22 protein-coding genes are annotated in these 24,294 nt (G+C 46.1%); 13 read left to right on the plus strand and 9 right to left on the minus strand.

Annotated elements, in window-relative coordinates:
• Positions 1-2: 2 nt before the first annotated feature.
• Together R7Z49_RS00775 and R7Z49_RS00780 are read right to left on the minus strand one after the other, a co-directional pair.
• Positions 3-515, minus strand: coding sequence for a 2,4'-dihydroxyacetophenone dioxygenase family protein (locus R7Z49_RS00775; protein WP_318111169.1), 513 nt, complete (start codon positions 513-515; stop codon positions 3-5).
• A 40-nt stretch (positions 516-555) separates the two neighbouring features.
• Positions 556-1,317: an SDR family NAD(P)-dependent oxidoreductase gene (locus R7Z49_RS00780; RefSeq protein WP_258489124.1), complete on the minus strand. Its 762-nt coding sequence runs from the start codon at positions 1,315-1,317 to the stop codon at positions 556-558.
• A gap of 131 nt (positions 1,318-1,448) precedes the next feature.
• Here R7Z49_RS00780 and R7Z49_RS00785 point away from each other — a divergent pair, with 131 nt between their 5' ends.
• Complete coding sequence (locus R7Z49_RS00785) at positions 1,449-2,471, plus strand: helix-turn-helix domain-containing protein (RefSeq protein ID WP_170890203.1); 1,023 nt, start codon at positions 1,449-1,451, stop codon at positions 2,469-2,471.
• Positions 2,472-2,491: 20 nt separating this feature from the next.
• Here R7Z49_RS00785 and R7Z49_RS00790 read toward each other — a convergent pair whose 3' ends face one another.
• A complete protein-coding gene (locus tag R7Z49_RS00790) occupies positions 2,492-3,925 on the minus strand; it encodes a PLP-dependent aminotransferase family protein (protein WP_171345905.1) in 1,434 nt (477 codons plus the stop codon).
• A 271-nt stretch (positions 3,926-4,196) separates the two neighbouring features.
• On the opposite strand from R7Z49_RS00790, the gene doeA reads away from it, so the two are divergent.
• From doeA to R7Z49_RS00820, 6 genes are all read left to right on the plus strand, one after another.
• Positions 4,197-5,384, plus strand: coding sequence for an ectoine hydrolase DoeA (gene doeA, locus R7Z49_RS00795; RefSeq protein ID WP_005373780.1), 1,188 nt, complete (start codon positions 4,197-4,199; stop codon positions 5,382-5,384).
• Positions 5,385-5,438: 54 nt separating this feature from the next.
• Complete coding sequence (gene doeB, locus R7Z49_RS00800; protein WP_169628778.1) at positions 5,439-6,446, plus strand: N(2)-acetyl-L-2,4-diaminobutanoate deacetylase DoeB; 1,008 nt, start codon at positions 5,439-5,441, stop codon at positions 6,444-6,446.
• 124 nt (positions 6,447-6,570) lie between these two features.
• The gene (locus R7Z49_RS00805; protein ID WP_054576150.1) at positions 6,571-7,050 is read left to right on the plus strand and encodes an Lrp/AsnC family transcriptional regulator; all 480 of its coding nucleotides are present in this window, start codon (positions 6,571-6,573) and stop codon (positions 7,048-7,050) included.
• A 155-nt stretch (positions 7,051-7,205) separates the two neighbouring features.
• Positions 7,206-8,726, plus strand: coding sequence for an NAD-dependent succinate-semialdehyde dehydrogenase (locus R7Z49_RS00810; RefSeq protein ID WP_017633578.1), 1,521 nt, complete (start codon positions 7,206-7,208; stop codon positions 8,724-8,726).
• 41 nt (positions 8,727-8,767) lie between these two features.
• Positions 8,768-10,171: an aspartate aminotransferase family protein gene (locus tag R7Z49_RS00815; protein WP_318111176.1), complete on the plus strand. Its 1,404-nt coding sequence runs from the start codon at positions 8,768-8,770 to the stop codon at positions 10,169-10,171.
• Positions 10,172-10,342: 171 nt separating this feature from the next.
• Positions 10,343-10,864: a DUF2058 domain-containing protein gene (locus R7Z49_RS00820; protein ID WP_017633576.1), complete on the plus strand. Its 522-nt coding sequence runs from the start codon at positions 10,343-10,345 to the stop codon at positions 10,862-10,864.
• A gap of 92 nt (positions 10,865-10,956) precedes the next feature.
• On the opposite strand, the gene R7Z49_RS00825 is transcribed toward R7Z49_RS00820, so the two are convergent.
• The 3 genes from R7Z49_RS00825 to R7Z49_RS00835 form a co-directional block, all read right to left on the minus strand.
• Positions 10,957-11,571, minus strand: coding sequence for a LysE family translocator (locus R7Z49_RS00825; protein ID WP_017633575.1), 615 nt, complete (start codon positions 11,569-11,571; stop codon positions 10,957-10,959).
• A gap of 77 nt (positions 11,572-11,648) precedes the next feature.
• Positions 11,649-12,041, minus strand: coding sequence for a ribosome recycling factor family protein (locus R7Z49_RS00830; protein WP_318111178.1), 393 nt, complete (start codon positions 12,039-12,041; stop codon positions 11,649-11,651).
• 19 nt (positions 12,042-12,060) lie between these two features.
• Complete coding sequence (locus R7Z49_RS00835) at positions 12,061-12,930, minus strand: LysR family transcriptional regulator (protein WP_186585494.1); 870 nt, start codon at positions 12,928-12,930, stop codon at positions 12,061-12,063.
• Positions 12,931-13,035: 105 nt separating this feature from the next.
• Between R7Z49_RS00835 and R7Z49_RS00840 the strand changes: the two genes are divergently transcribed.
• Both R7Z49_RS00840 and ansB read left to right on the plus strand, forming a co-directional pair.
• Positions 13,036-14,292 (plus strand): adenylosuccinate synthase, encoded by a 1,257-nt coding sequence (locus R7Z49_RS00840; RefSeq protein WP_005373814.1) that lies wholly within the window; start codon positions 13,036-13,038, stop codon positions 14,290-14,292.
• A gap of 370 nt (positions 14,293-14,662) precedes the next feature.
• A complete protein-coding gene (ansB, locus tag R7Z49_RS00845) occupies positions 14,663-15,727 on the plus strand; it encodes an L-asparaginase 2 (protein WP_053304594.1) in 1,065 nt (354 codons plus the stop codon).
• Between the two features lie 76 nt (positions 15,728-15,803).
• Here the strand turns inward: ansB and R7Z49_RS00850 are convergent, their stop codons facing one another.
• Complete coding sequence (locus R7Z49_RS00850) at positions 15,804-16,640, minus strand: pyruvate, water dikinase regulatory protein (RefSeq protein WP_005373820.1); 837 nt, start codon at positions 16,638-16,640, stop codon at positions 15,804-15,806.
• Between the two features lie 251 nt (positions 16,641-16,891).
• Here R7Z49_RS00850 and ppsA point away from each other — a divergent pair, with 251 nt between their 5' ends.
• The 4 genes from ppsA to tyrS all read left to right on the plus strand — a co-directional run bounded on the left by ppsA (position 16,892) and on the right by tyrS (position 22,556).
• Positions 16,892-19,264, plus strand: coding sequence for a phosphoenolpyruvate synthase (ppsA, locus tag R7Z49_RS00855; protein WP_005373822.1), 2,373 nt, complete (start codon positions 16,892-16,894; stop codon positions 19,262-19,264).
• A 170-nt stretch (positions 19,265-19,434) separates the two neighbouring features.
• Complete coding sequence (locus R7Z49_RS00860; protein WP_005373824.1) at positions 19,435-20,214, plus strand: hypothetical protein; 780 nt, start codon at positions 19,435-19,437, stop codon at positions 20,212-20,214.
• Positions 20,215-20,407: 193 nt separating this feature from the next.
• Positions 20,408-21,214, plus strand: coding sequence for a response regulator transcription factor (locus tag R7Z49_RS00865; protein WP_021707696.1), 807 nt, complete (start codon positions 20,408-20,410; stop codon positions 21,212-21,214).
• A gap of 82 nt (positions 21,215-21,296) precedes the next feature.
• Positions 21,297-22,556, plus strand: coding sequence for a tyrosine--tRNA ligase (gene tyrS, locus R7Z49_RS00870; RefSeq protein ID WP_017633572.1), 1,260 nt, complete (start codon positions 21,297-21,299; stop codon positions 22,554-22,556).
• Positions 22,557-22,663: 107 nt separating this feature from the next.
• Here the strand turns inward: tyrS and R7Z49_RS00875 are convergent, their stop codons facing one another.
• Together R7Z49_RS00875 and R7Z49_RS00880 are read right to left on the minus strand one after the other, a co-directional pair.
• A complete protein-coding gene (locus tag R7Z49_RS00875; RefSeq protein ID WP_017633571.1) occupies positions 22,664-23,698 on the minus strand; it encodes a PotD/PotF family extracellular solute-binding protein in 1,035 nt (344 codons plus the stop codon).
• A 137-nt stretch (positions 23,699-23,835) separates the two neighbouring features.
• Complete coding sequence (locus R7Z49_RS00880) at positions 23,836-24,195, minus strand: DUF6559 family protein (protein ID WP_017633570.1); 360 nt, start codon at positions 24,193-24,195, stop codon at positions 23,836-23,838.
• Positions 24,196-24,294 lie beyond the last annotated feature (99 nt).

Raw genomic sequence — 24,294 nt, forward strand, 5'->3', positions numbered from 1 at the left:
GGTTACTCCGCTAGCTCATCGCTTAGGCCAGCAATCGCACCCGGTTTGATATAGCGCGCAGTGAAGCCTTGCGCTTTGGTAGCGGCAACCACCACTTGCTCAATCCAACCTGCATCCATAATGTTGATGAAGTTACCCTCTTCGTCAAAGTTAATGTTCGCACCTTGGATCACCATAAAGCCATCAGCACCACCCGACTCTTCTGGACAGTGAAAGGTATGAATCGAACCACCTGGCTCATACAAATAACTACCAGCGGTTTGGACTTGGTCTGGGTATTCAATGTAGTGCCAAGCGCCACTCAGTGTATAGAAATGCACCACACCAGTATGGAAGTGCTTAGGTAAAGTCACGCCCGGTTTGAATTTGGCGCGAATCACCCACGTACCGTTTTCTGGATCAAGAAACAATGGGTAAACATCCACACCCGGTAGCGCGTCTTTGATGATCGACTCTTCATTGGTATTAAGAGTTAATAAGAAATCTTGGTGCTGAATAACTTCTGGTAATGACATAACTTACATCCTCGCTATTGCTGTAATGTGGCGTACTCGCCTATCCCATAAGTGGGTACTTAAAATTCTCGAAACCGTCAGATGCGCTGATGGTACAACCGTTGATACAGTTGGCTTTCTCGCTGACCAGAAACGCCACCACATCAGCAATCTCTTCTGGTTGTGTGAAGTTTTGACGCATCTGTTCTTTGCGGATGTGGTCCCACAGGCCAATCTCTTCGTATTGCCTTAACATCGGAGTATCAACGCGTCCCGGAGCGACAGCGCAAACACGAATACCCAATGGTGCGAGTTCTAATGCGGCGCATTTGGTCATCATATCGACTGCGGCTTTACTGACGTTGTAGGTAAAGGTCATTTCAGACGCCATTTGCGCATAAACCGACGATGTATTAAGAATTACGCCCGGCGTGCCTTGAGCTTGGAATTGTCTTCCAGAGGCAAGAATGCCGTAGTAAACGCCATTTTGGTTGACCTTAGAGATCGGCTCAAAATCGGCAATTGGGTCGTGGTCAAGCAGAGGTTTCGGCGCGCCAATGCCTGCGTTGTTGACCATGATGTCAAGCGAGCCAAACTGTTCAACCGCGCACTTCACCATAGCTTCAACTTGTTGGTAATCGGTGACGTCCGCGACAAAGGTTCCCAACTGCTTTGGGTCAAAACTTGTGTACATTTGCAATGATTGTTCTGAAATATCGACAGCAAGTACTTTCGCGCCTTGTTCCAGCAGTTTGTGAATAATGGCTTGGCCAATTCCACCTGCAGCGCCGGTGACAATCGCGGTTTTATTGATAAGTTCCATACGGCTTCTCGTCTATGTGTTTTTGTTATCAAAATGTAACTTAGATCAACTCGTTGACACTCACTTGACCTTTTGCGAAGTAAATTTGATACATTGCGATTTACAACCTGTTAACACTTAAAAATCGAGACATGTATATCGTACGAAGTGGCGCTGCCGATAAATTTGATAGCTTGGTTTCCGAACTAGGGCAGAATCCGGTTGAGATTATGGCTGCCGTCGGGCTGTCTGCTGCGCAGTTTCGCAATCCCGATACGTATCTCGCCTACCCTAGGTTGGCGGAATTGCTGGAGGAAGCGGCTGCTCGTTGTAAGCAACCGCTGTTTGGTGCGTTGCTCGCCGAGCGCCAAAACCTGCAAAGTTTAGGTGATTTGCCGATGTTGGTTTCCCGCGCAGAAACGGTCGGTGAAGCCTTGGTGCGGGTGAATGATTTTCTCTATCTGCATTCGTCAGGAGTCACTCTCAACATGACGCCACAAGATGATTGGGTACGGTTGTCGCTCAATATTGATGTGCACAGCGAACGCGGTATCGCGCAGTTGATGCAGTTGAGTGTGTCGCACTTAGCCATGTTTGTTACGAGCTTACTTGATATTGAAGCGAGCCACTTCTCTTTACACCTCAACCAACACGCCAGCTTCGAGGCAGAACAGAGCGCATTTGCCCAGCAGAACAAACTGCGTTTCGGTGATAAGTTTGACGGTATCCTACTTAAAGCGAGTCTACTTAACGCTAAGAACCACCAAGATGAAGACGCACTAGAGCGCCATTTTCAGCAACACCTCAAAGAGCTGCAGACCCGTTACCCTAATAATCTCAGTGACCAAGCGGCAAATATGATTGGCCGTCTGCTCTCAACCGGAGAATGCAGCGTTGAGCGCGTTGCAAGAGCATTGGACCTGCATCCGAGAATGCTGCAAAACAAGCTGAAACAACAGGGCACAAATTATCGGCAGCTTTTACAACAAGTGCGTCAGGATTTCGCCGAACAGCGATTGCATGAGAATATTCAGAGTATTACCGATATCGCGTTGCAACTGGGCTATGCAGAAACTGCGGTCTTCAGCCGCCACTTTCGCCGTTGGACGGGGAAATCGCCGAGGCAATGGCGACAAGAAAAAACTCAGTTACAAACGTTTAAGTCCATCAGATAAAAGCATAAATAACCTATCGCTCAAACCAAAAAATGTGAGGTGGGAGGGTTGGTATCGAGAATTTCAGCAATCACAGATAACCCGTGTTTGATGTAGCCTCGGTTTGTTTCTGCTCCCAAGCTGATTCGCACGTAAGGCATTGGCTGATTTGTATCGAGAACAAACGGTTTATATCCAGTGATCTGCACCCCTGAACGCTTTGCCGAAGCAACCAGGTCATCGCTATTCCACTGCTCGGGTAGTCTCAACCAAATGTGTTGTCCATTCGGGTGCGAGCTATAAACATGCCCTTCTAAAGCGGCTTTTGCTATTCGCTGTCGCTTAGCAAACTCATTGACTTGAAAGCGAATAAGTCGATTTAACGTACCGTTTTCGATCCACAAATGAGCGACTTCAAATGGTAATGGAGTCGCAGACCAACTCGTTGCCGCTAAACGACCAATCGCGTGCTGCAAAAAATGACGTGGGACCGTCAGATAGCCAGTGCGCATGCCTGGCGCTACAACTTTGGTTAAACTGGTGACATAGAAAGCTTGTTCGGGTAACAATGTGGCAAGGGGTGGGACACGGTTAGGTTCTAGTGCTCCATACACGTCATCTTCAATGACATAGATGTCGTATTTCTGCGCAATATTCGCTATCGCCTCTCGGCGTTCAATATCCATATGCGCACTAGTCGGGTTAGCCATGCTCGGTGTGCAACACAATACCTTGATTGGTTTGTGTTTACATGCCCATTCAAATGCATCCGGCGTTATACCAAACTCATCCATTTCAAGTGGTTGCAACTTAAATCCAAGCATTCTCGAGCGAGAGATCAAGCCATGATCAACCAAGTGACCACAAGCAACTAAATCACCGTGTTCAACAACTGTGCTTAAAGCCAACGTTAAACCATGGCATGCACCATTTGTGAGTAATATTTGATCGGCACCCACATCCAGCCCTTGGCTACTTAGAAATCGTGCTCCTGACTCAATATGATGAGGCTGACCTGTTACCGGCTTTGCTTTACTGATCAAACCACGATTGTTTGTTTGCCCAGCAATCTCCATTAACGCCTGATTAAAAAGCGTAATGTGGCGATCGGTCACCACCGGATGTGCAATCGACATATCAATTTCATCCGGCGTTTCTTTCATCTCTTGTGTCAGCATGAACTCCGTGTCCGTACTTTCATCCACAAAACCTGATTTGACAAAAGTACCATTCCCAACCCAAGACTCGATCGCCCCTTTTTTCTCTGCATAACCATATGCATGGCTCACCGTTTGTACGCTGACGCCAACTTGTTCTGCAAACTCACGATGTGTGGGTAATCGAGTCCCCGGTTTTAGATAACCACTGCGGACACATTCGACAAGATAGTTACCAATGGAGATGTATTTAGCGGTGCCTGGCCGAATGATCGGGTTCAAAGAAATTGTCATGACACAATATTTTAATTGATTCATTTTTAATGCTCATTGTAACTTCCATTTAACAAATGGCGAACTTTAACTCACAAAACGAGGTGAAATGCACAAAAATAAACCACAATTGTAATGATTGACATGAAATGTATGGGTTAAACAAACATGTTAAACAGCATCGTTTAATCCAAATACAACCCCAGAGGTAAATTGCAATCATTTTTAACGCAGATCTGGCTAGCTGGTAGAAGGTAGAAATACCTCAGCGTCTCCGAAGGCCCATAAGGCGTCGGATTTCTAACAAGGAGAAAATATGAGAGGCGTTGCTTTGCATTTTACACTGGATGAGTTCCAGGATCGGTTAACGAAAGTTCGGCAATCGATGGAAGAAAGAGAATTGGATGTCCTTATCATTCATGACCCTTCTAACATGGCGTGGCTGACAGGCTATGATGGGTGGTCTTTTTACGTGCCACAATGTGTCGTTGTTGGTCCATCTGATGAACCCGTTTGGTTTGGACGCTGCCAAGATGCCAACGGAGCATACAGGACTGCGTATATGTCGGCAGAAAACATCACCTACTATCCAGACCATTATGTAATGAATCCGCCGTTACACCCGATGGATTTCCTGGTCGAAGCCGTACTGGCTCCGCGCCTTTGGGATCGTGGTCGCATCGGCGTAGAAAAAGATAACTATTACTTTAGCGCCACCGCTTACGAATCACTCACTACGCACCTACCGAATGCTCAACTTCTCGATGCAACTGGACTAGTCAACTGGTGCCGCGCCGTTAAATCCGATCAAGAACTGGCGTACATGTACCGTGCCGCTCGCATTGTTGAAAATATGCACCGTGTCGCGTTCGACATGATTGAACCAGGATTACCGAAACACCACCTTGTTGCCGAGATTAACCGCCAAGCCGTGCTCGGGCATGAAGACCACTTTGGCGATTACACCGCGATTGTGCCGCTTTTGCCATCAGGTTCTGATGCTTCCGCACCTCACCTGACTTGGGATGACAGACCCTTCAAGAAAGGCGAAGGGACGTTTTTTGAAATCGCAGGGGCGCACCGCCGTTACCATTGCCCACTCTCACGCACTATTTTTCTTGGCGAGCCTGACGACAAGTTTAAACGAGCCGACGAAGCCCTAACTCTAGGACTTGAAGCGGGCTTGAAAGTGGCAAAGCCCGGAAATACCTGCGCCGACATCGCCAATGCACTAAACCAGGTTCTCGATAAAGCGGGATTCTCACGCGAAGGCGCCCGTTGTGGCTATCCAATAGGTTTGAGCTACCCGCCAGATTGGGGGGAACGAACCATGAGTTTGCGAGACACCGATAAAACCATCTTGAGAGAAGGTATGACATTCCATTTTATGCCGGGGCTGTGGTTCAAAGATTGGGGGTTAGAAACAACGGAAAGTATCGTCATTACCCATGATGGAGCAAAAACATTGTGTGATTTTCCACGCCACTTATTTGTTAAACACTAATTTTTCAAACCTTAAGCTCTGTTGAGCCAGGTCTGAGAACTAAAAGGACTTGATATGCAAAAAAGCTCGATCACAGCCACCATAGACTTTGACCGAGAAGGTGTACAGCACGGCTTCTTAACGCTGCCCTATTCACATGACGACTCCGCTTGGGGCAGTATTATGATACCTATCACCGTGATCAAAAATGGTCACGGACCAACCGCACTGCTTACTGGCGGTAATCACGGAGACGAATACGAAGGCATCACCAGCCTGCTAAAATTGACGAACTCGCTTCAGGCAGATCAAATCCAAGGTCGTGTCATTATTGTACCCATGATGAACTTACCTGCGGTACAAAATGCCTCACGTACGTCGTTTATCGATAAAGGGAATTTAAATCGCAGCTTTCCCGGCAACCCCATAGGCACAGTGACCGAGAAAATTGCGGATTATTTTACTCGTTACCTAGTTCCTAAGTGCGATTTTGCGTTAGACATTCACTCAGGTGGTAAAACGTTAGATATCGTGCCGTTCGCCGCTGCCCATCGTCTCGACAATCTCGATCAAGAAGAAGCCTGCATATTAGGTGCAAAACTGTTTGGCGCACCTTACACCATGATCTTGCTCGAAATGGACGCCACCAGCCTGTATGACACTGCCGTGGAGTCTCAGGGAAAAATCTTTGTTACCACCGAACTAAGAGGAGGCGGAACCAGCACTCCAGAAACCATCGCTTATTCCGACCGTGGCATTCGCAACTTCTTGCGCTTCTCAGGCAACTTGCCCGGTGACTACGAACAACCAACCCAACCAACTAAGTTATTAGATATGCCTGATGCAAGTTGTTATGTGCAAAGCCAACACCACGGCATCACAGAATACTTATGTGATCTTGGCGATACCGTCAAAAAGGGCGATGTATTAGTGAGAATCTTCTCGACCGAGCGCACAGGTACCGCCCCCGTTGAGTACAAGTCACAGCGCAATGGTATTTTCGCGGCGCGTCGTTTTCCTGCTATGGTGAATATCGGTGACACTATCGCAGTTATAGCCGAAGACTGCGGCGAGATAGGCTGATTGAAAAGCCAACTAAAGAAATCAAAACAAATGGCATACCAGAAGCAAACTGGAAAGCACCTTATAACAGCGACCAGTCATCAGCCTTTCATGAAATGATTAGTATTCTACAGGGAGACTCATTATGCGCCTCGATCGCTACGACGTAAAAATTCTACAAATACTTCATGATAATGGTCGTATCACCAAATCTCACCTTGCCGAGGCCATCAACCTATCCGTGAGCCCTTGCTGGGAGCGCGTCAAAAAACTGGAAGAAGCAGGCATCATTGAAGGCTACGGAGCAAGAGTAAATACCGATATTTTGTTCAAACGAACGTCGGTTATGGTTGAAGTTACGCTCAAAGAACACAACGCCCAAGCGTTCAAACGCTTCGAGCAACTGGTTCAACATTCACCAGAAGTCACTGATTGCTATGCCACGGGCGGTGGTGTCGATTACATCCTTAAAATTCAGTCAGAAGATATCGACCAATATCAGCGGCTTATCGACAACTGGTTAGACTCAGATGTGGGCATTGAGCGCTACTTTACTTACATTGTGACAAAAACAATCAAACGTGATGCGGGCACATTCGAAGTAAACCAAAACGCTTTGTTATAAAAGGGAAAATGCGCATCAGACGTGAACAGAAAAAACACCATATTTAACGGCACTAAAAAGAAAGTTCTGACGTTTTAAACCTCGGTATCAGAAATTATTTCGGTCACTTCTCCATTACAGTTTCATTATGGACAACGATGCTGGGAGAAGGACTCATGACAGCACTGCACAGCTTACATGCAGAGGAATTAAAAGCCTCGCACGACATGATGGCGATAATGAAAGACGTACGTTTGGTGAGAGGTTTAGCGTACGTAAATGGCAAATGGGTAAGTGGTGATCAATTTCATCCGGTGGATAATCCAGCAGATGGCACGGTCATCGGTTACATCACTAAGCTTTCTCAGCAACAACTCTATCAAGCGATTGATGAAGCCGACCAAGCCTTTCGTCAATGGCGAAAAATGCAAGCAGAAGAGCGCGCTGAAATTCTCATGCGTTGGCACGACCTGATTCTAGAATCAAAGCAAGATCTTGCTCATTTGATGGTGATGGAGCAAGGAAAAATACTAGGTGATGCTGTAGGTGAGATTGACTACGGCGCATCCTTTGTTCGTTGGTTTGCCGAAGAATCACGCCGCTGTTATGGCGAAACCATCCCAAGTCATATTCCGAATGCGCAGCTATCAACGGTGCGCGAGCCAATTGGTGTCGCAGCACTGATTACGCCATGGAACTTTCCTAATGCCATGATCACACGCAAAGCCGCAGCCGCACTAGCAATAGGCTGTCCGGTGCTCATTAAGCCCGCCAGTGAAACGCCTTTTTCTGCGTTAGCGTTGGCAGAGTTAGCAGACCGAGCTGGCTTTCCACCTGGTGTATTTAACGTGATCACTGGCGATGCGGTGATGGTGTCACAAACCTTGTGCCACTCCGATAAAGTCAAAGCGCTCTCGTTCACAGGCTCAACTCGAGTAGGCAAACTGTTGCTGCGCGACGCGGCACAAACCGTGAAGAAGTGCAGTATGGAGCTCGGTGGTAACGCCCCTTTCATCGTGCTGCCAGATATGGATGTCGAGCAAGCAGCCAAAGCCGCCGTGGATGCGAAGTTTCAAACCGCAGGACAAGACTGCTTGGCCGCAAACCGTATTTTCGTCCCTGACGATAAGTACGAAGCGTTTTTGGAAGCGTTTGCCAAGGAAATGAGCCACATCGTTTTAGGCAATGGCTTAGACGAAAAAACCACCATGGGACCGCTTATTAATCGCACTGCGGTGGATAAAGCGCATGATTTGGTGCGTGACGCGCTCGACAAAGGCGCGCGATTGGTAGCGGGATACCACCAGCCCGTACCAGGCGAAAATTTCTTCGCGCCGACATTGCTAGCCGATGTAACCCCTGAAATGGCGGTGTATCGCGAAGAGAATTTTTGTCCTGTGGCAGGCGTATTGCCTTACCAAGACTTAGATACCGTGATTGAAATGAGCAACGACACTGAGTACGGCTTAGCTGCCTATGTTTATGGTCACGATATTCACCAAATTTGGCACTGCATGCGCGGTTTGGAGTTTGGCATGGTGAGCGTGAACTCCGTCAAAATGACAGGGCACCCTATCCCATTCGGCGGCGTGAAACAGTCTGGTCTTGGACGAGAAGGAAGCCGTCACGGATTTGAAGAATACAGCGAAATCAAATACTGCTGCTTAGGCGCTTTACCAACCGTCAGTGGCAGTTGAGGCACGAAATATGGATATCCAATTATTCGAGGAGAAGGATCATGAGTAACAAAACCCAACAACTTTTAGAGATCGATCGTCAGAGAGTATTTCATGCCTCAACCCACCTGAAGCAGTATGCGGCCGGGGAGCTTTCGGGAAGAATTATCTCGAGCGGAAGCGGAATACGCATCACCGATTCAGAAGGCATCGAGCTGATAGACGGCTTTGCCGGGTTGTATTGTGTAAACATTGGCTATGGCAGGACCGAAATGGCCGATGCGATTTATGAGCAAGCCAAAGAACTGGCGTACTACCACACTTACGTCGGTCATACGAACGAAGCGCTCGTGACACTGTCAGATCGCATCATCAAAATGGCGCCTGAAGGCATGAGTAAAGTTTACTACGGCATGTCAGGCAGCGACGCGAACGAAACTCAACTTAAGTTGGTGTGGTATTACAACAATGCTCGTGGTCTACCAGAGAAGAAAAAAATCATTTCGCGTGACCGCGGCTACCATGGTTCAAGTATCGCGTCCGGTTCAATGACAGGTTTGCCGCTGTTCCACGCCCATTTTGATTTACCACTTGAGCGTATCAAACACACCATCGCGCCATATTATTATCGCCGTGAAGGCGAGAGTATGTCTGAGCTCGAATTCTCTCAATATTGCGCAGATCAACTCGAAGCGATGATCTTGGAAGAAGGCCCAGAAACGGTAGCAGCAATGATTGCAGAACCAGTGCTCGGTACTGGCGGTATTGTGCCACCACCAGCAGGGTACTGGCAGGCGATTCGCAAAGTGCTCGACAAATACGATGTGCTCTTGATTGCGGATGAAGTGGTGTGTGGCTTTGGTCGCCTCGGCTCCGATTTTGGCTCACTCCACTACGACATGAAACCAGATCTCATCACGGTAGCGAAAGGATTAACTTCGGCGTATCAACCGCTGTCTGGCGTAATCGTCGGTGAACGAGTTTGGAGTGTGCTAGAAAACGGCACCGACCAATGGGGTGCTATCGGACACGGTTATACCTACTCTGGTCACCCAATGGGAGCGGCAGCCGCGAACTGCAACCTCGATATCATTGAACGTGAAGGCTTAGTGCAAAACGCAGCCGAAGTCGGCGCTTACTTGCAGCAACGCATGGCGGAGACGTTTAGCGATCATCCATTGGTCGGTGATACTCGTGGCGTTGGCTTGTTGCATGCGTTGGAGTTTTCTTCAGACAAGCTCCGCCGTGCACACTTTGATCCAAACTTGAAAGTAGGCCCGCAAATCGCGGCGGCCTGTTTAGAGCAAGGCTTAATCGCTCGCGCCATGCCACATGGTGACATCCTCGGATTTGCTCCACCGCTTATCGCGAACCGTAACGATATAGACACCATTGTCGACAAAGCGCATCAAGCGGTAAACAAAGTGATGGATAACCTCGTCACATCTAAACAGTGGCAGCCATAACCCACCTAGATTTCAGTAACGCTCGCGGGCTTTGGAGAAGGCCCGCTTTGCACTTTCCTTAAAGAGATAACAAGCCAACCAAACATTTTAGACCCATAGAAAGCACTATTATTTACTACAAGTGGCAATAGTGGGTAAAATGCCCAAAATTGCGCACTAACTGGATAAAACATGGCAAAACTTACCCTTCAAGAACAAATGCTGAAAGCTGGCTTAGTTAATGAAAAGAAACTAAAGAAAGCGAAGAAAGGCTCTAAAAAATCACGCGTTCAAGCACGCGAAGTAAAAGCGGCGGTTGAAGAGAATAAACGTCAACAGTTAGAGCGTGATAAACAATTGAGCGAGCAGCAAAATGCTGAGCGATTAAACAAAGAGATCAAAGCGCAGATCAATCAATTGATTGAGATGAACAAGATCGACTTAAAAGATGGCGACATCAAATACAACTTCACTCACGGTACGCTAGTGAAATCTCTTTATGTAGATTCACTTATCCGCGAGCAGTTGATCAAAGGTATTTTGGCAATCGCAATTGTTGGTGAAAGCTATGTTGTCATTCCACGTGGAGTAGCGAATAAAATTGCTCAACGTGATGAGTCCGTCATCATCGAACAAAAAGAACCTGAATCGGACATTCCAGCAGAAGACGATCCATACGCAGATTTCGTCGTGCCTGACGATTTGATGTGGTAACAATAAATAATCGATGCATCAACTAAAAGAGCCGCTGATGTAACATCAGCGGCTTTTTTTATAGAAAAATAATCTACGGAGATGATGTGTTGTTATTGCTTACTTAGTAGCAAATTCGCACCTGATGCTGCTAAAAACAACGAACATCCGCGATTGAAACGTTTCGCCATTTTTGGATTTGAAAACCAGTGTCTCAAGTACAAACCAAAGATGGCATAGATTGAAATGGCGACCATTTCTAATATCAAAAACGTGGAGCCAAGGGCAAAAAACTGCTCTTGAACGTTGGCATTGGCATCAACAAATTGCGGCAAGAATGCAGTAAAAATAAGTATCGCTTTCGGGTTGCCAGCAGCAAGCGTAAATTCTTGCTTCGCAAGTCCTGCGTAATTGCGCGAATTGTCCAAGTCAGAGATCGGGCTGGACTCTGAACGCCAAAGGTTAAACGCAATCCACAGTAGATACAGCGCCCCTACCAGCTTTATTGCCAAAAATAGCATTTCTGACGTATACAAAATCACAGCCAGACCTGATGCAGACAACGCAATCATCGCTGAAAAAGCAGCAATTCTGCCTAAACTGGCCGTAAACGCGGCCCTAAAGCCGTAACAACGCGCATTATTCATTGCCAATAAATTGTTTGGGCCTGGAGCCATATTTAGAGCAAAGCAAGCAGGGATAAAAAGGAGAAGCTGCCAAATATCCATAATAAAATGGTCTTAGTGAGTGATTTTGATCGGTACCCTAACATCTGTTAATAAAGTGAGTAAACCACAAACCGATCTTAAAGCAACTCAGCATCAAATCGTGCCGCGCGAGCTTGAACTAACGTGCAGTTCGTTTCAGCCATCAGCTCCGCTAAGGTGATGTTTGGGCTTTGTCTCACCAAACGTATCAACTTCACGTCCAAAGGTTCCAATTTGTCTTGGTGAGCAAGTAGAGCTTGTTCGATCTTGTTGATCGCAAATCGCATCGTCTCTGCTTCTTCGTTTTTGAGATGCTCTAAAAACGCTTTTACATCCAAAGCCTCGCCCGAGATTTGCCAGTGACGAGATCGTCTAATTCGCTTAAGATCGCACTGTTTTTCTGCTGCGAGTGTTTTCGCTCGCTTGGCATGGTCGCCCCCAATACGGTGAATCAAGGATGGGAGCGAAATCGTAATCTTCGTCTCTTTCATGGCCTTTTCTTTCATCGTCTTAGCCCTCAACCACCGACACATTCTCGCCAACCCATGCCAGCAACTGTTTTGCCGCTTTGGATAACACCTGATTTTGACGCACGATGTAGCCGAAATCAGTGTTTGGAAAACTTGGCAAAGGCGTAACTTCACGAGAAAGCTTTAATCTCGGATCGAGCGAGAAATCCGGCACAATAGCAGTCCCAAACCCCGCTTCCGCCCAGTCGATTTGTGCTTCCACACTGCCCACTTCCATCACGCGATGCTTAGGCAGATTTAGTTCAGGTAAAGACGAATCAATCAGCTCTCGGGTTCGAGTATCGTGCCCTAGCAGGATCAGCGTCTGGCTCTCTTTTCGATTGTCTTGCCACTCAAAAATGTTATCGCCAAACGCACACCAGTGAATCTGCGTGAGAGGCGTAAAATGCAGCGGTTGACTCTCTTTTTGTGCGATAACAAAGCCGATATCGGCACGCGCACTTTTCACCAAATCCACCGCTTGAGAAGATGTGGTATTGAACAATGCCAAGTCGATCCCCGGATATTCACTTTTGAATTGCTGAAATGGTTTGATAAGCAGTAAACGTGAAACAATATCGCTCGCCGCAATAGAAAGCGTCCCCTGCGTAAGATCGTTGATGGCATTGAGATCCGACTGACAAATTTGCAGCTCATTGAGCATCCGCTGCGCCGTAGCTAACAAACGCTTCCCCGCTTGCGTCAACTGCACAGGATTTCGCTCAATCAATTTCGTGCGCGTGGCTTGCTCCAACTGCTTGATATGCAAACTTACGTTCGGCTGTGTCATGTGGAGTTCCGTCGCTGTTTTACCAAAGTGTTTTACCTCTGCAAGAGTTACGAAGGTTCGCAGCCAGTTCAAATCTAACATTGCCAATTCCGATATGAGATTCTTATCAAGTTAATGAGTATAATTAATTTCTCTTATTATGGCGAACACCTTAAGATTTTTGCATCTGTTTTTGGAGATTAAATTATGTCGTCTATCGTTGTTGTGGGTGCAAACTGGGGTGATGAAGGCAAAGGCCGCATCGTTGACTTTTTGGCAGAGCAAGCTTCTGCGAGCATTCGTTTCCAAGGTGGTAACAACGCGGGTCACACCGTGGTTAACGATCTAGGTACGTTTAAGCTGCACCAGCTACCAAGTGGCGTATTCAACCCAGACTGTTTGGCAGTGTTAGGTCCGGGTATGGTTATCAGCCCTGCGTTGCTGTCTCAGGAGATTGCGGAAGTTGAAGAAGCAGGCGTAAAAGTGAATATGTGCATCTCAGATCGCGCAACACTGTGTCTACCTCTACACGCACTAGAAGATACGCTAGAAGAACAACGTTTAGGCGACAAAGCATACGGTTCAACTCGTCAAGGTATTGCACCTGCGTACGGTGACCGCGTAATGAAGAAAGGCATCCTAGTTGGTTGGTTGAAGCAACCAGAAGTATTGGTTGAACGCCTTCAATTCATGATGGATTGGAAACTGCCGCAACTGCGTGCACTTTACCCGACGTTCGAGTTTGAACAAACCGCTGAAGAACTGGCGAACTGGCTGCTAGAAGTCTCTGCACCTTGGCGCGATTCAATTTGCAACGTAACGCTTCCTCTAAAAGAACTACAAGCGAAAGACAAAACTCTATTGTTCGAAGCGCAGCTTGGCGCGGGTCGTGACCTTGTTTACGGTGAGTACCCTTGGACAACATCTTCTAACGTTGTATCAATGTACGCGGGTATCGGTAGTGGCCTTCCGGCACTTCGTCCTGAACGCGTTATTGCGGTTGCAAAAGCCTTCAGCTCATCAGTGGGTACTGGTACGTTGATCACTGCAATGGAAGAGCAAGACGCTTTCCGCGAACTTGCTGGCGAGTTCGGTGCAACTACGGGTCGTCCACGCGACATGGGCTACTTCGACGCAGTCGCTACGAAGAATGGCGTTGAACTGCAAGCCGCAACTGAAATTGCACTAACGAAAGTAGACTGTTTGACTGGCCTTAACGATCTGAAAATCTGTGTTGGCTACGAAGGCGACCACAGCGAAAACCCAATCTGGCCTCAAACTGCCTCTCTTGCGCCAATCTACGAGAAGATGGAAAGCTGGAGCGAGGACATCACAGGTTGTCGTAAGTTTGAAGAGCTTCCAGTAGCAGCACAGAAATACGTTCTACGCATTGAGGAACTCATGGGCGTACCAGTAAAAATGGTGTCTGTGGGTCCTGGTCGTGAACAAATGATTATGCGATAAGATGTGAATTAACACATCATTGGCAAGCGGCTTTTATCTGTTCCGGGGTAAAGCCGCTTTTTTTTACACTGTAAACTTTGAAAAATTGCACGGCTAAATTCATGTTTAGTAACCTCATCACGAGACTCCTACCTCCTTTATTTATAAATCAATAAATTATAGGGCTTAACACGTTGTGCACGTTACTAGCACATCTCACTTGTTAAAGAAGCACATCAATTAGGTTAACTGGTTGATTTGATATTCTTTAAGTGATTAGTTGATCACGATCTTCATCTGCAATTTGTTGAACTAGTACTCAAAAAATCTAACCCGCTGTTTTTAGGATAGATGAGTTCCCCAACATCCAACCTAACAGCAGGTGATTCCCATGACGAAAAATCTTTTCCGCCTCAGTACGATAACCCTTGGTTTGTGCCTTAGTTCTTTGTCTTTCGCGCAATCCGATCTTCCGAACATTAAAATTCTTGCCACTGGCGGCACCATAGCAGGCGCAGGTCAATCTGCAACCGAGTCAAACTACACAGCAGGTAAAGTCGGCGTTGAATCATTGATTTCTGCGGTGCCGAGTATGACCAACATTGCCGATATTTCTGGAGAGCAAGTGGTCAGTATCGGTTCACAAGATATGAATGATGAAGTGTGGCTAAAATTATCGAAAAGAGTTAATGAGCTACTCGCTCAAGATGATGTTGACGGCATCGTCATTACTCATGGTACGGATACGTTAGAGGAAACCGCTTACTTCCTTGATCTGACCGTCAAGAGCAAAAAGCCTGTCGTGATCGTCGGTGCAATGCGTCCTTCCACCGCAATGAGTGCTGATGGACCAGTCAACTTATACAATGCAGTCGTAACAGCCACCGATGAAGATTCAGAAGGACGTGGCGTGCTAGTCGCAATGAATGACACGATTTTCGATGCGCGAGATGTGACAAAAACCAATACAACCTCCGTCAGCACTTTCCAGTCACCCAACTTTGGTGCTATCGGCTACATTCATAATAGCGATGCCAAATATCAACGAAGCCCAGAGCGTAAACATACGACAGAAACCCCATTCGATGTATCAAAGCTTACTAAGTTGCCTAAGGTCGGTATTGTTTATAACTATGCAAATGCCTCCAATTTGCCAGTGAAAGCCTTTGTGGATGCGAAGTTTGACGGCATCGTAAGTGCTGGTGTCGGTAATGGTAACTTGTACCACACTGTGTTTGATGAGCTAGAGAAAGCGAGTAAAGATGGCGTTGTTGTTGTAAGAAGCTCCCGAACGCCTAGCGGCTCAACCACTTTGGATGCTGAAATTGATGACGAAAAATACGGCTTTGTTGCCGCTGGTACATTGAACCCACAAAAAGCACGTATCTTACTGATGCTGTCACTGACTCAGACCAAAAACTATCAAGACATCCAAAAGATGTTCCAATACTATTAATTCTGTCTAAGGTTCATTCGATAGAGGAGGTACACACCTTACCTCCTCTTACACATAGCGACATGAGCGTCTCTTGTTAGCCAAACAAGCGACGCTTCATTCCTGCTTTTTCCAGAATACGCGTAGTAATTTCCTCAACAGACAGAGAGGACGTATTGATATATGGGATCGCCTCTCTTCTAAACAACGCCTCAACAGTGTCTAGCTCCAGCTTGCACTGCTCTGTGCTAGCGTAATCACTTCCAGACAAACGATTTTCACGGATTTCAGTCAAGCGCTCGGGATCGATAGTCAGCCCAAACAACTTATGACGATGGATCTCAAACTCAGGCAACAAACGCATCATCTTCACATCTTCCGCAATGAACGGATAGTTCACAACACGTAAACCAAATTGCATCGCCATGTACAAGCTAGTCGGCGTTTTTCCGCTGCGCGATACTCCCAGCAGGATAATATCGGCTTGTTCCAACCCTTTTAGCGTGATGCCATCATCATGCGCCAATGTGTATTCAATAGCCGCAATACGGTCAAAATAGGTGTCGGAATCTTTCCCCACACTGCGAGAACGCTGCAACTTAGGCTTTGGTGCCATCTGAATGTCGTCTTGCACTTTCTGCACAATACTCTCCAACACATCGTAACTGTATGCCGGCGCTTCAAGCAGCATTTCACGTACTTCTGGAACGACAATTGAGAAAAAGACCAGAGGTTTGACGCCATTGCGCTGGTAGGAAGTTTCAATTTCTTTGACTACGTCAGTAGCTTTGTCCTGGCTTTCTACAAACGGAAAGGTTTTTTCGTTAGGAATGAACGGAAATTGACCGAGAACAACATGCCCTAATGTCTCACATGTTATCGCCGTACCGTCAGAAACATAGAACACATCACGACTTTGGTTATTTATTTGCATTTCTGTTTAATTTTTCAAAATCTTTTGAGTAGGATGGTACACATAATATTAATAAATCAGTTTGGCTTTCAGTTAGGTTCACCACAGCTTTAAAAATTCTTTTGAATTTTTTTCAGCCAGAACGTAATCGTTTGCCTTTGATATCAATCTGAATGAAGCAATGTATGGTCAACGTGTAATAACAGCCAACATGCGATTGTTTAGATCGATTTAAGTCCCCCTACTAAGCTGCAATGTTTCTGGAGAAAGACATGCAAAAGAACACCCTCTGGTTCAATGGCCTATCCATGGATGATGTCGACAAAGTCGGCGGTAAGAATGCTTCACTTGGCGAAATGGTATCTAACCTAGCAAACGCAGGCGTTTCTGTACCAAATGGTTTTGCGACAACCTCATACGCGTTTAACCAATTCCTTGACCACGAAGGTTTGGATGAGCGTATTCACCAATTACTCGATGAACTAGACGTTGAAGATGTAGAAGCTCTGCGTAAGACAGGTGCAAACATTCGTCAATGGGTATTAGAGGCCCCTTTCCCTGCGGACCTTGAACAAGAAATTCGTGAAAATTACCAAGAACTGATCGAAGGCAATCCTGAGCTTTCAGTCGCAGTTCGTTCATCTGCTACGGCAGAAGACCTACCTGATGCTTCTTTTGCTGGTCAGCAAGAAACGTTTTTGAACGTGAAAGGCATCGACGCAGTACTAGAAGCAACTAAGCACGTTTACGCTTCTCTATTTAACGACCGTGCGATTTCTTACCGCGTTCACCAAGGGTTCGACCACCGTGGCATCTCGCTATCTGCGGGTATCCAACGTATGGTGCGTTCAGATAAAGCCTCATCGGGTGTTATGTTTACACTAGACACTGAATCGGGTTTCGACCAAGTTGTCTTCATCACCTCTTCATGGGGTCTAGGCGAGATGGTCGTTCAAGGTGCAGTAAACCCTGACGAGTTCTACGTTCACAAGCCAATGCTTGAAGCAGGCGAACACCCAATCGTTAAGAAAACATTTGGTTCTAAGTTGATCAAAATGATCTACTCAGATAACCAAGAAATCGGCAAACAAGTTGATATCGTTGATACTTCTGATGAAGAGCGCAACACGTTCTCATTGAACGACGACGAGATCAAAGAGCTCGCAAAACAAGCAATGATCATCGAAAAGCACTATCAGCGTCCAATGGACATTGAATGGGCAAAAGATGGCATTGATGGCAAGCTGTACATTGTTCAAGCGCGTCCTGAAACCGTATGTTCACAAACGGAACAAAACGTGATTGAGCGCTACGAGCTACAAAACAAAGCGGATGTTTTGGTTGAAGGTCGTGCAATCGGTCAGCGCATCGGTAAAGGCGTGGTTCGCTTGGTTGACTCTCTGGACCAAATGTCTTTAGTCCAAGAAGGTGACGTGCTAGTTACAGACATGACTGACCCAGATTGGGAACCAGTGATGAAAAAAGCATCTGCAATCGTAACCAACCGTGGTGGCCGTACGTGTCACGCTGCCATCATCGCTCGTGAGCTTGGTATTCCTGCAATCGTTGGCTGTGGCGATGCGACAAGCAAGTTAACCGATGGTGCAACCGTGACCGTATCTTGTTCAGAAGGTGAAACGGGCTACGTTTACCAAGGTGAACTTGAGTTTGATGTAAAACGCTCTTCTGTTGATGAACTGCCACTGCTACCAACAAAAGTGATGATGAACGTGGGTAACCCTGATCGCGCGTTTGACTTCGCACAAATTCCAAATGAAGGTGTTGGTCTTGCGCGTCTTGAATTCATCATCAATAAGATGATTGGTATCCACCCGAAAGCATTACTTAACTTTGATGCACAAAGCGATGAGCTAAAAGCAGAAATCACTCAGCGTATTCGTGGTTACAAAGATCCTATCGATTTCTACGTAAGCAAACTGACAGAAGGTATCGCAACCATTGCTGCGGCATTTTGGCCGAAACGCGTTATTGTTCGTATGTCTGACTTTAAGTCTAACGAATACAGCAACTTGGTTGGCGGTAAAGCCTACGAACCGCATGAAGAAAACCCAATGCTTGGCTTCCGTGGCGCGTCTCGTTACATTTCTCCAGTGTTTGAAGACTGCTTCGAGCTAGAAACTCAAGCAATTAAACGCGTTCGTAACGAAATGGGTCTGAAAAACGTTGAAATCATGATCCCATTTGTGCGTACACCAAGCGAAGCAGCATCAGTGATTGATTTGCTAGCGAAGTTTGATCTGCGCCGTGGCGATCAGGGTCTTAAAGTCATCATGATGTGCGAACTGCCATCCAACGCGGTCCTTGCCGATGAGTTCTTGAAGTACTTTGATGGCTTCTCGATTGGCTCAAACGACATGACTCAGCTAACGCTTGGACTTGATCGTGACTCTGGCGATGTTGCACATCTATTTGATGAGCGCAACCCAGCGGTTAAGGTGATGCTTCAGATGGCGATTGACGCGGCAACAAAAGCAGGCAAATACGTTGGTATTTGTGGTCAAGGCCCATCAGACCACGACGACCTAGCGGAATGGCTAATGGATCAAGGAATTAGCTCTGTATCACTAAACCCAGATACGGTTATCGATACTTGGTTAAAACTCGGTAAAGTTAGCAGCAAGTAACACACGATAAACTCTAGCCCTCACACTCCCCTTGTGAGGGCTTTGTTATTCACACGTCATTTCACAATCAGTTCGTGATTCCTCTCTCAAGTTCGTCATTTAGTCAATTTCATTATCAAAGTCTGATGACCTAAAATGAATGGTATATTGATAACTCCAGAGAGAATTTGATGAAAAAGCCTATCGCACTCCTTACTACTTTGATGCTCCTGGCATCCCCTGCTTATGCCGATTGGGATGAAATTTCCAATAAAATGTCTGAGCTTGGCGACGCAGTTTCTGATACTGCACAAGATGCTTGGGACGATACCAAAGCGTTTTCAAAACAAGCGTGGCAAGATTTCACGAACTGGTCCGAGGAAGCGATCAATACCGCAGGCGAATGGACAGAAGCCAGCATCGAGAAAAGCAAAGAATGGATAGATGCTGCCGACAAAAAAATTGATGAGCTGATGGAAGGCGATACGCCAGAAGAAGCTCGCCAAGCCGTGGACTTAATGGCAGATAGCGCTTTGCTCAAGTTATTTAATGAAAAGCCGGAGGCAAAAGCTATTTACGACAACGCGTACGGCTACGCGGTCTTTGATTCTCGTAAATTATCTTTGCTGTTTCACACCAACTCAGGGTCAGGAGTCGCAGTGAATAAGGAAACAGAAGAACGCACTTATATGAATATGTTTGGTTTGGGCGTTGCACTTGGGGCTGGCGGCAAATTTTACCAACAAGTGGTTCTGTTTGAGAGCAAAGAAGACTTTGATACGTTCGTCAACGAAGGATGGGAGGCCACAAGTGAAGCCTCTGCTGTTGCGGGCGAAGATTCAGAGCAACTTTCAAAACAATTTAACAGCGGCGTCGCCGTCTATCAGTTGAACGCTAAAGGTTTGCTCATCGATGCTAACGTGTCTGGTTCTAAATATTGGGTTAACGAAGAGCTCACTAACTCGCAGTAATGCATAGCAACTAATCGCTTAAATAAAACCGTTGTTATGCACCCTTATCAATAAGTTAACGGGGATATGATTCCTCAAAACTGAGCACTTACGCAACTTTCTCTATGGAAGTCACCAGAAGATGGCGACTTCCCTTTCTCGTTGGATTGCTTTTGGTTATGCTTGCGCAAAACCACCTGCAATTCGGTATCCCATGCCTGACAATAACTTTAATAATCTGCTAGCAGAAGCAATTTCTGCTCTTAACACGCCTAACTTTACTCCTAAACTTATGCGTGTCATTCGCACTCTTTTTCATTTTGATTGCGCAGTTATTTTAGGTTACCGAGAAGGTAAACATCCTATTTATCTCTACGACTCAATTGAGAACGAGCGAGAGTTACTTTTTCAACGCTACCTTACTGACTCATTTCAAAATGACCCTTTTTTTCTCAAACTAAACGAGACAAAGCAACAAGGCGTATTTACGCTCAAAGACGTGGCGCGTAAAGGCGTTGACTTCACCTCATACTGCGAGCAGTTCTATCATCAAACAGGGTGGAAAGACGAACTTAGCATGCTAGTCGAAGTTGAATCTGGCCGTTGGGTCATGCTGTACTTCGGATATATGACTGATGGAAAATACTTTTCTCAGCAACAAATCAATAAGCTAAAGCCCTATTTCCCGATAATTCAGTCGCTTTGTCAGCAGCATTGGAAACAAACGGAATTTACCTTTTCTGAGCCTGTTTTTGCACAGAGTGCTTATTCTGGCAGTATGCGATTAGCCATTGAGCAAGCTTTAGCAACGTTTGGCGTAGAATCACTCACCCGTCGCGAACAAGAGGTGGCTTCGCTTCTCGCTCAAGGGTTTGACACCAAAGAAATTGCCGCGCGGTTACACTTAGTTCAAGGCACGGTCAAAAATCATCGAAAGCGAATTTACTCGCAATTAAATGTGTCTTCATTGAGTGAGTTATTCCAGCTTTTCCTCAATCACCTCATTCTCCATTCAAGATAAAAAACTGTCCCTTAAGGGATATATCGAGAAAAGGTGTCGCGTTTTAGTCTGAATGTAACAACCACTAAAACAGACAAAAAGAATGACGACACCATTACTGCAAGATTTACAAGATCGCGGCTTGATTGCACAAGCCAGCGATTTGGAAGAAATTCAGACACTTCTCTCACAGCCACAAACCGTTTACTGCGGCTTCGATCCTACAGCTGGCAGCTTACATATCGGCCACCTCGTGCCTTTGATTATGCTTAAGCGCTTTCAAGATGCCGGACACCAAGCTGTTGCCTTGATTGGCGGTGCAACGGGCATGATTGGCGACCCAAGCTTTAAAGCGACTGAGCGCAGTCTGAACTCAGAGGAAATCGTCTCAGGCTGGGTTAACGATCTTTCTAATCAAATTCAGCAGTTGATGAATCACCAACTGGCCAAGCCGATGATCATGGTAAACAACGCTGACTGGATGAAAGCGATCAATGTGATCGACTTCTTCCGCGATGTGGGTAAGCACTTCTCAATCAATACTATGGTAAACCGAGAATCGGTAAAACAACGCCTGCAACGACCTGACCAAGGTATCTCCTTCACCGAATTTAGCTACGCCCTACTGCAATCGTACGATTTTGCCGAGCTAAACCGTCGATACGGTTGCCGTTTGCAAATCGGTGGCAATGACCAATGGGGAAACATCGTCAGCGGGATCGATTTAACTCGCCGTCAAAATGGTGAGCAAGTATTTGGCTTAACTCTGCCGCTGATCACCAAATCCGATGGTACCAAATTTGGCAAAACCGAAGGCGGTGCAGTATGGCTAGATCCTAGCAAAACCTCTCCTTACGCGTTCTACCAGTTCTGGCTTGGCGCAGAAGACGCCGACGTTTACCACTTCTTGCGTTACTACACATTCTTGAGCTGCGAAGAAATTGCCAGCATTGAAGCGCAAGACCAAGCAAGCCAAGGTAAGCCACAAGCACAACGTATTCTCGCTGAAGAAATGACGCGATTTGTTCATGGCGAAGAAGGCCTAGCCAGTGCCGAGCGTATCACTCAAGCTTTATTCAGCGGTAATGTGCAACAACTGAGTTTGGGTGAATTAAAACAGTTGGAGTTGGATGGTTTACCAAGCATTGAGAGCACACAACAAGATTTGGTTGAGCTGTTGATTGAGTCGGGCTTAGCAAGTTCGAAGCGTGTTGCACGCGAACACATCAGCAACAACGCCATCAGTGTAAACGGTGAAAGAGTGGCGGCTGATAACCCGAGTTTAAGCTTCCCACTGTTTGATCAATATTGGTTACTGCAACGCGGTAAAAAGCACTTCTGCCTCGTAAAGCGTGCCGCGTAGCAACACTCGCAGTACAAAACTTATAAAAAAATTCCCCTCACCACTTTCGTGATGAGGGGAATCCAAATTTGAACGATTTTAAGCCTAACAATAGGCAAAGACGTTGCTTATTGCGTTCTTAAACGTTGCCAGTACTTTTCGTAAATCGCTAACGTTTCTGCGCCAACATCATTAATAAACTCGCCTTTTTTCAAGTCTTCTGATGAAGGGAAAATAGTACGGTTGTTTTTCAACTCTTCTGGCAATTTGTCACGCCCAGCGTTCGTTGCCGACGCATAACCCAAACTGGTCACGATTTCCGCTTGGTTCTCTGATTGGTACATGAAGTTAATAAATTTATGCGCCAATGCTTTGTTTTTACTGCCAGACGGAATAGTGAAGTTGTCCATCCACAATACCGCGCCCTCTTCCGGCATCACGAACTTCAGCTCAGGCATTTCAACCTGCCCTTGGAATGCGTTGCCGTTCCATTGCATGCCGACCGATGTTTCACCGGACACGTAAGGGACTTGCGGCGCATCTGAGTTATACAGTAATACGTTGTTTTTCAGCGCAACTAGAGAATCAAAAGCCTGTTCGATTTCAGCTTCGTCTTTTGTATTCACGCTATGGCCATTTTTCTTAAGCGCCATACCAAACACATCGCGCACGTCATCAATCAACATGACTTGTTGTTCGTATTGAGACTCCCATAAGTCTGCCCATTTTGTCACTGGTTGCTCAACCATGGATTCGTTGTAGCTAATCCCGGTAATGCCCCAAATATAAGGCAGCGAGTAATCATTTTTAGGATCGTGCGCTTGGCCAAGTAAACCGTCCATTGTGTCTTGCATGTTTGGCACTTGAGCGTGATCTATTTTCGAAAGCAGCCCTTCTCGCCCCATTTTTTCAATGAAGTACGCAGAAGCAAAAACCACATCGTAACCAGAACCTTTTAGCAATTTTAGCTTGGTGTACATTGATTCATTATTCTCAAAGGTCGAATAATTAATCGTAACGCCTTCTTGTTTTTCAAACGCTTTTAACGATGCTTCCGGCAAATAGCCACCCCATGCATAAACGTTCAACGTTTTGCTATCTGCATGAGCAAACATGCTGAGCACAAGAGCACTCAGCCCCAATCCTTTGATGATTAATTTCATGGTATGCAATCCAACCAGTCCAGCGACGCGCTGGGATTCGGGTGCATAATTAGGTAATTGTTACCCAATTGAAAGAAAATTTAATTAATCTTTAACAGCAAAAATATTTATCGAATTTATAAAATTAACGCATGTTTTTAATAGCGACTGTGCATACCAAAATGATGAGACATTCCATCTTCCATTCGGCCGCCTTTCCAGCCACCAGAGCCGAGTAAATTAAGCACATCTTGAGCGGTATAGTCGGCACCAGAAAAGAAATCATGCGCCACGTCTGAGCGTATTGCTTGCAACTCTGGTTGATTTTCCAAATCAAGATCTTGCGGATCCGCATATAATGCCAACGCAATTTTTTGTTGGCACGCGCTTAACTCACTGGTGCTCGTCTTTACCTGATCAACCGAAAAATACTCACGACTGCCGTATCCCACCACCAATCTAGTACTCATTAGTTTAATCACTTTCTTAATGCGACGACGTTGTATAAATCTCAACATGTTTTGTTATTCCTGTATTAAGTTGGCTATGGTCGTATTCTTTTGTTCGAATTAAAACACTCTGTTTTATCCGCGAAATTTCTCTAGCGCTTTTCGCGA

This window comes from Vibrio sp. 1562 (genome assembly GCF_033340155.1).
Classification (GTDB): domain Bacteria; phylum Pseudomonadota; class Gammaproteobacteria; order Enterobacterales; family Vibrionaceae; genus Vibrio; species Vibrio alginolyticus.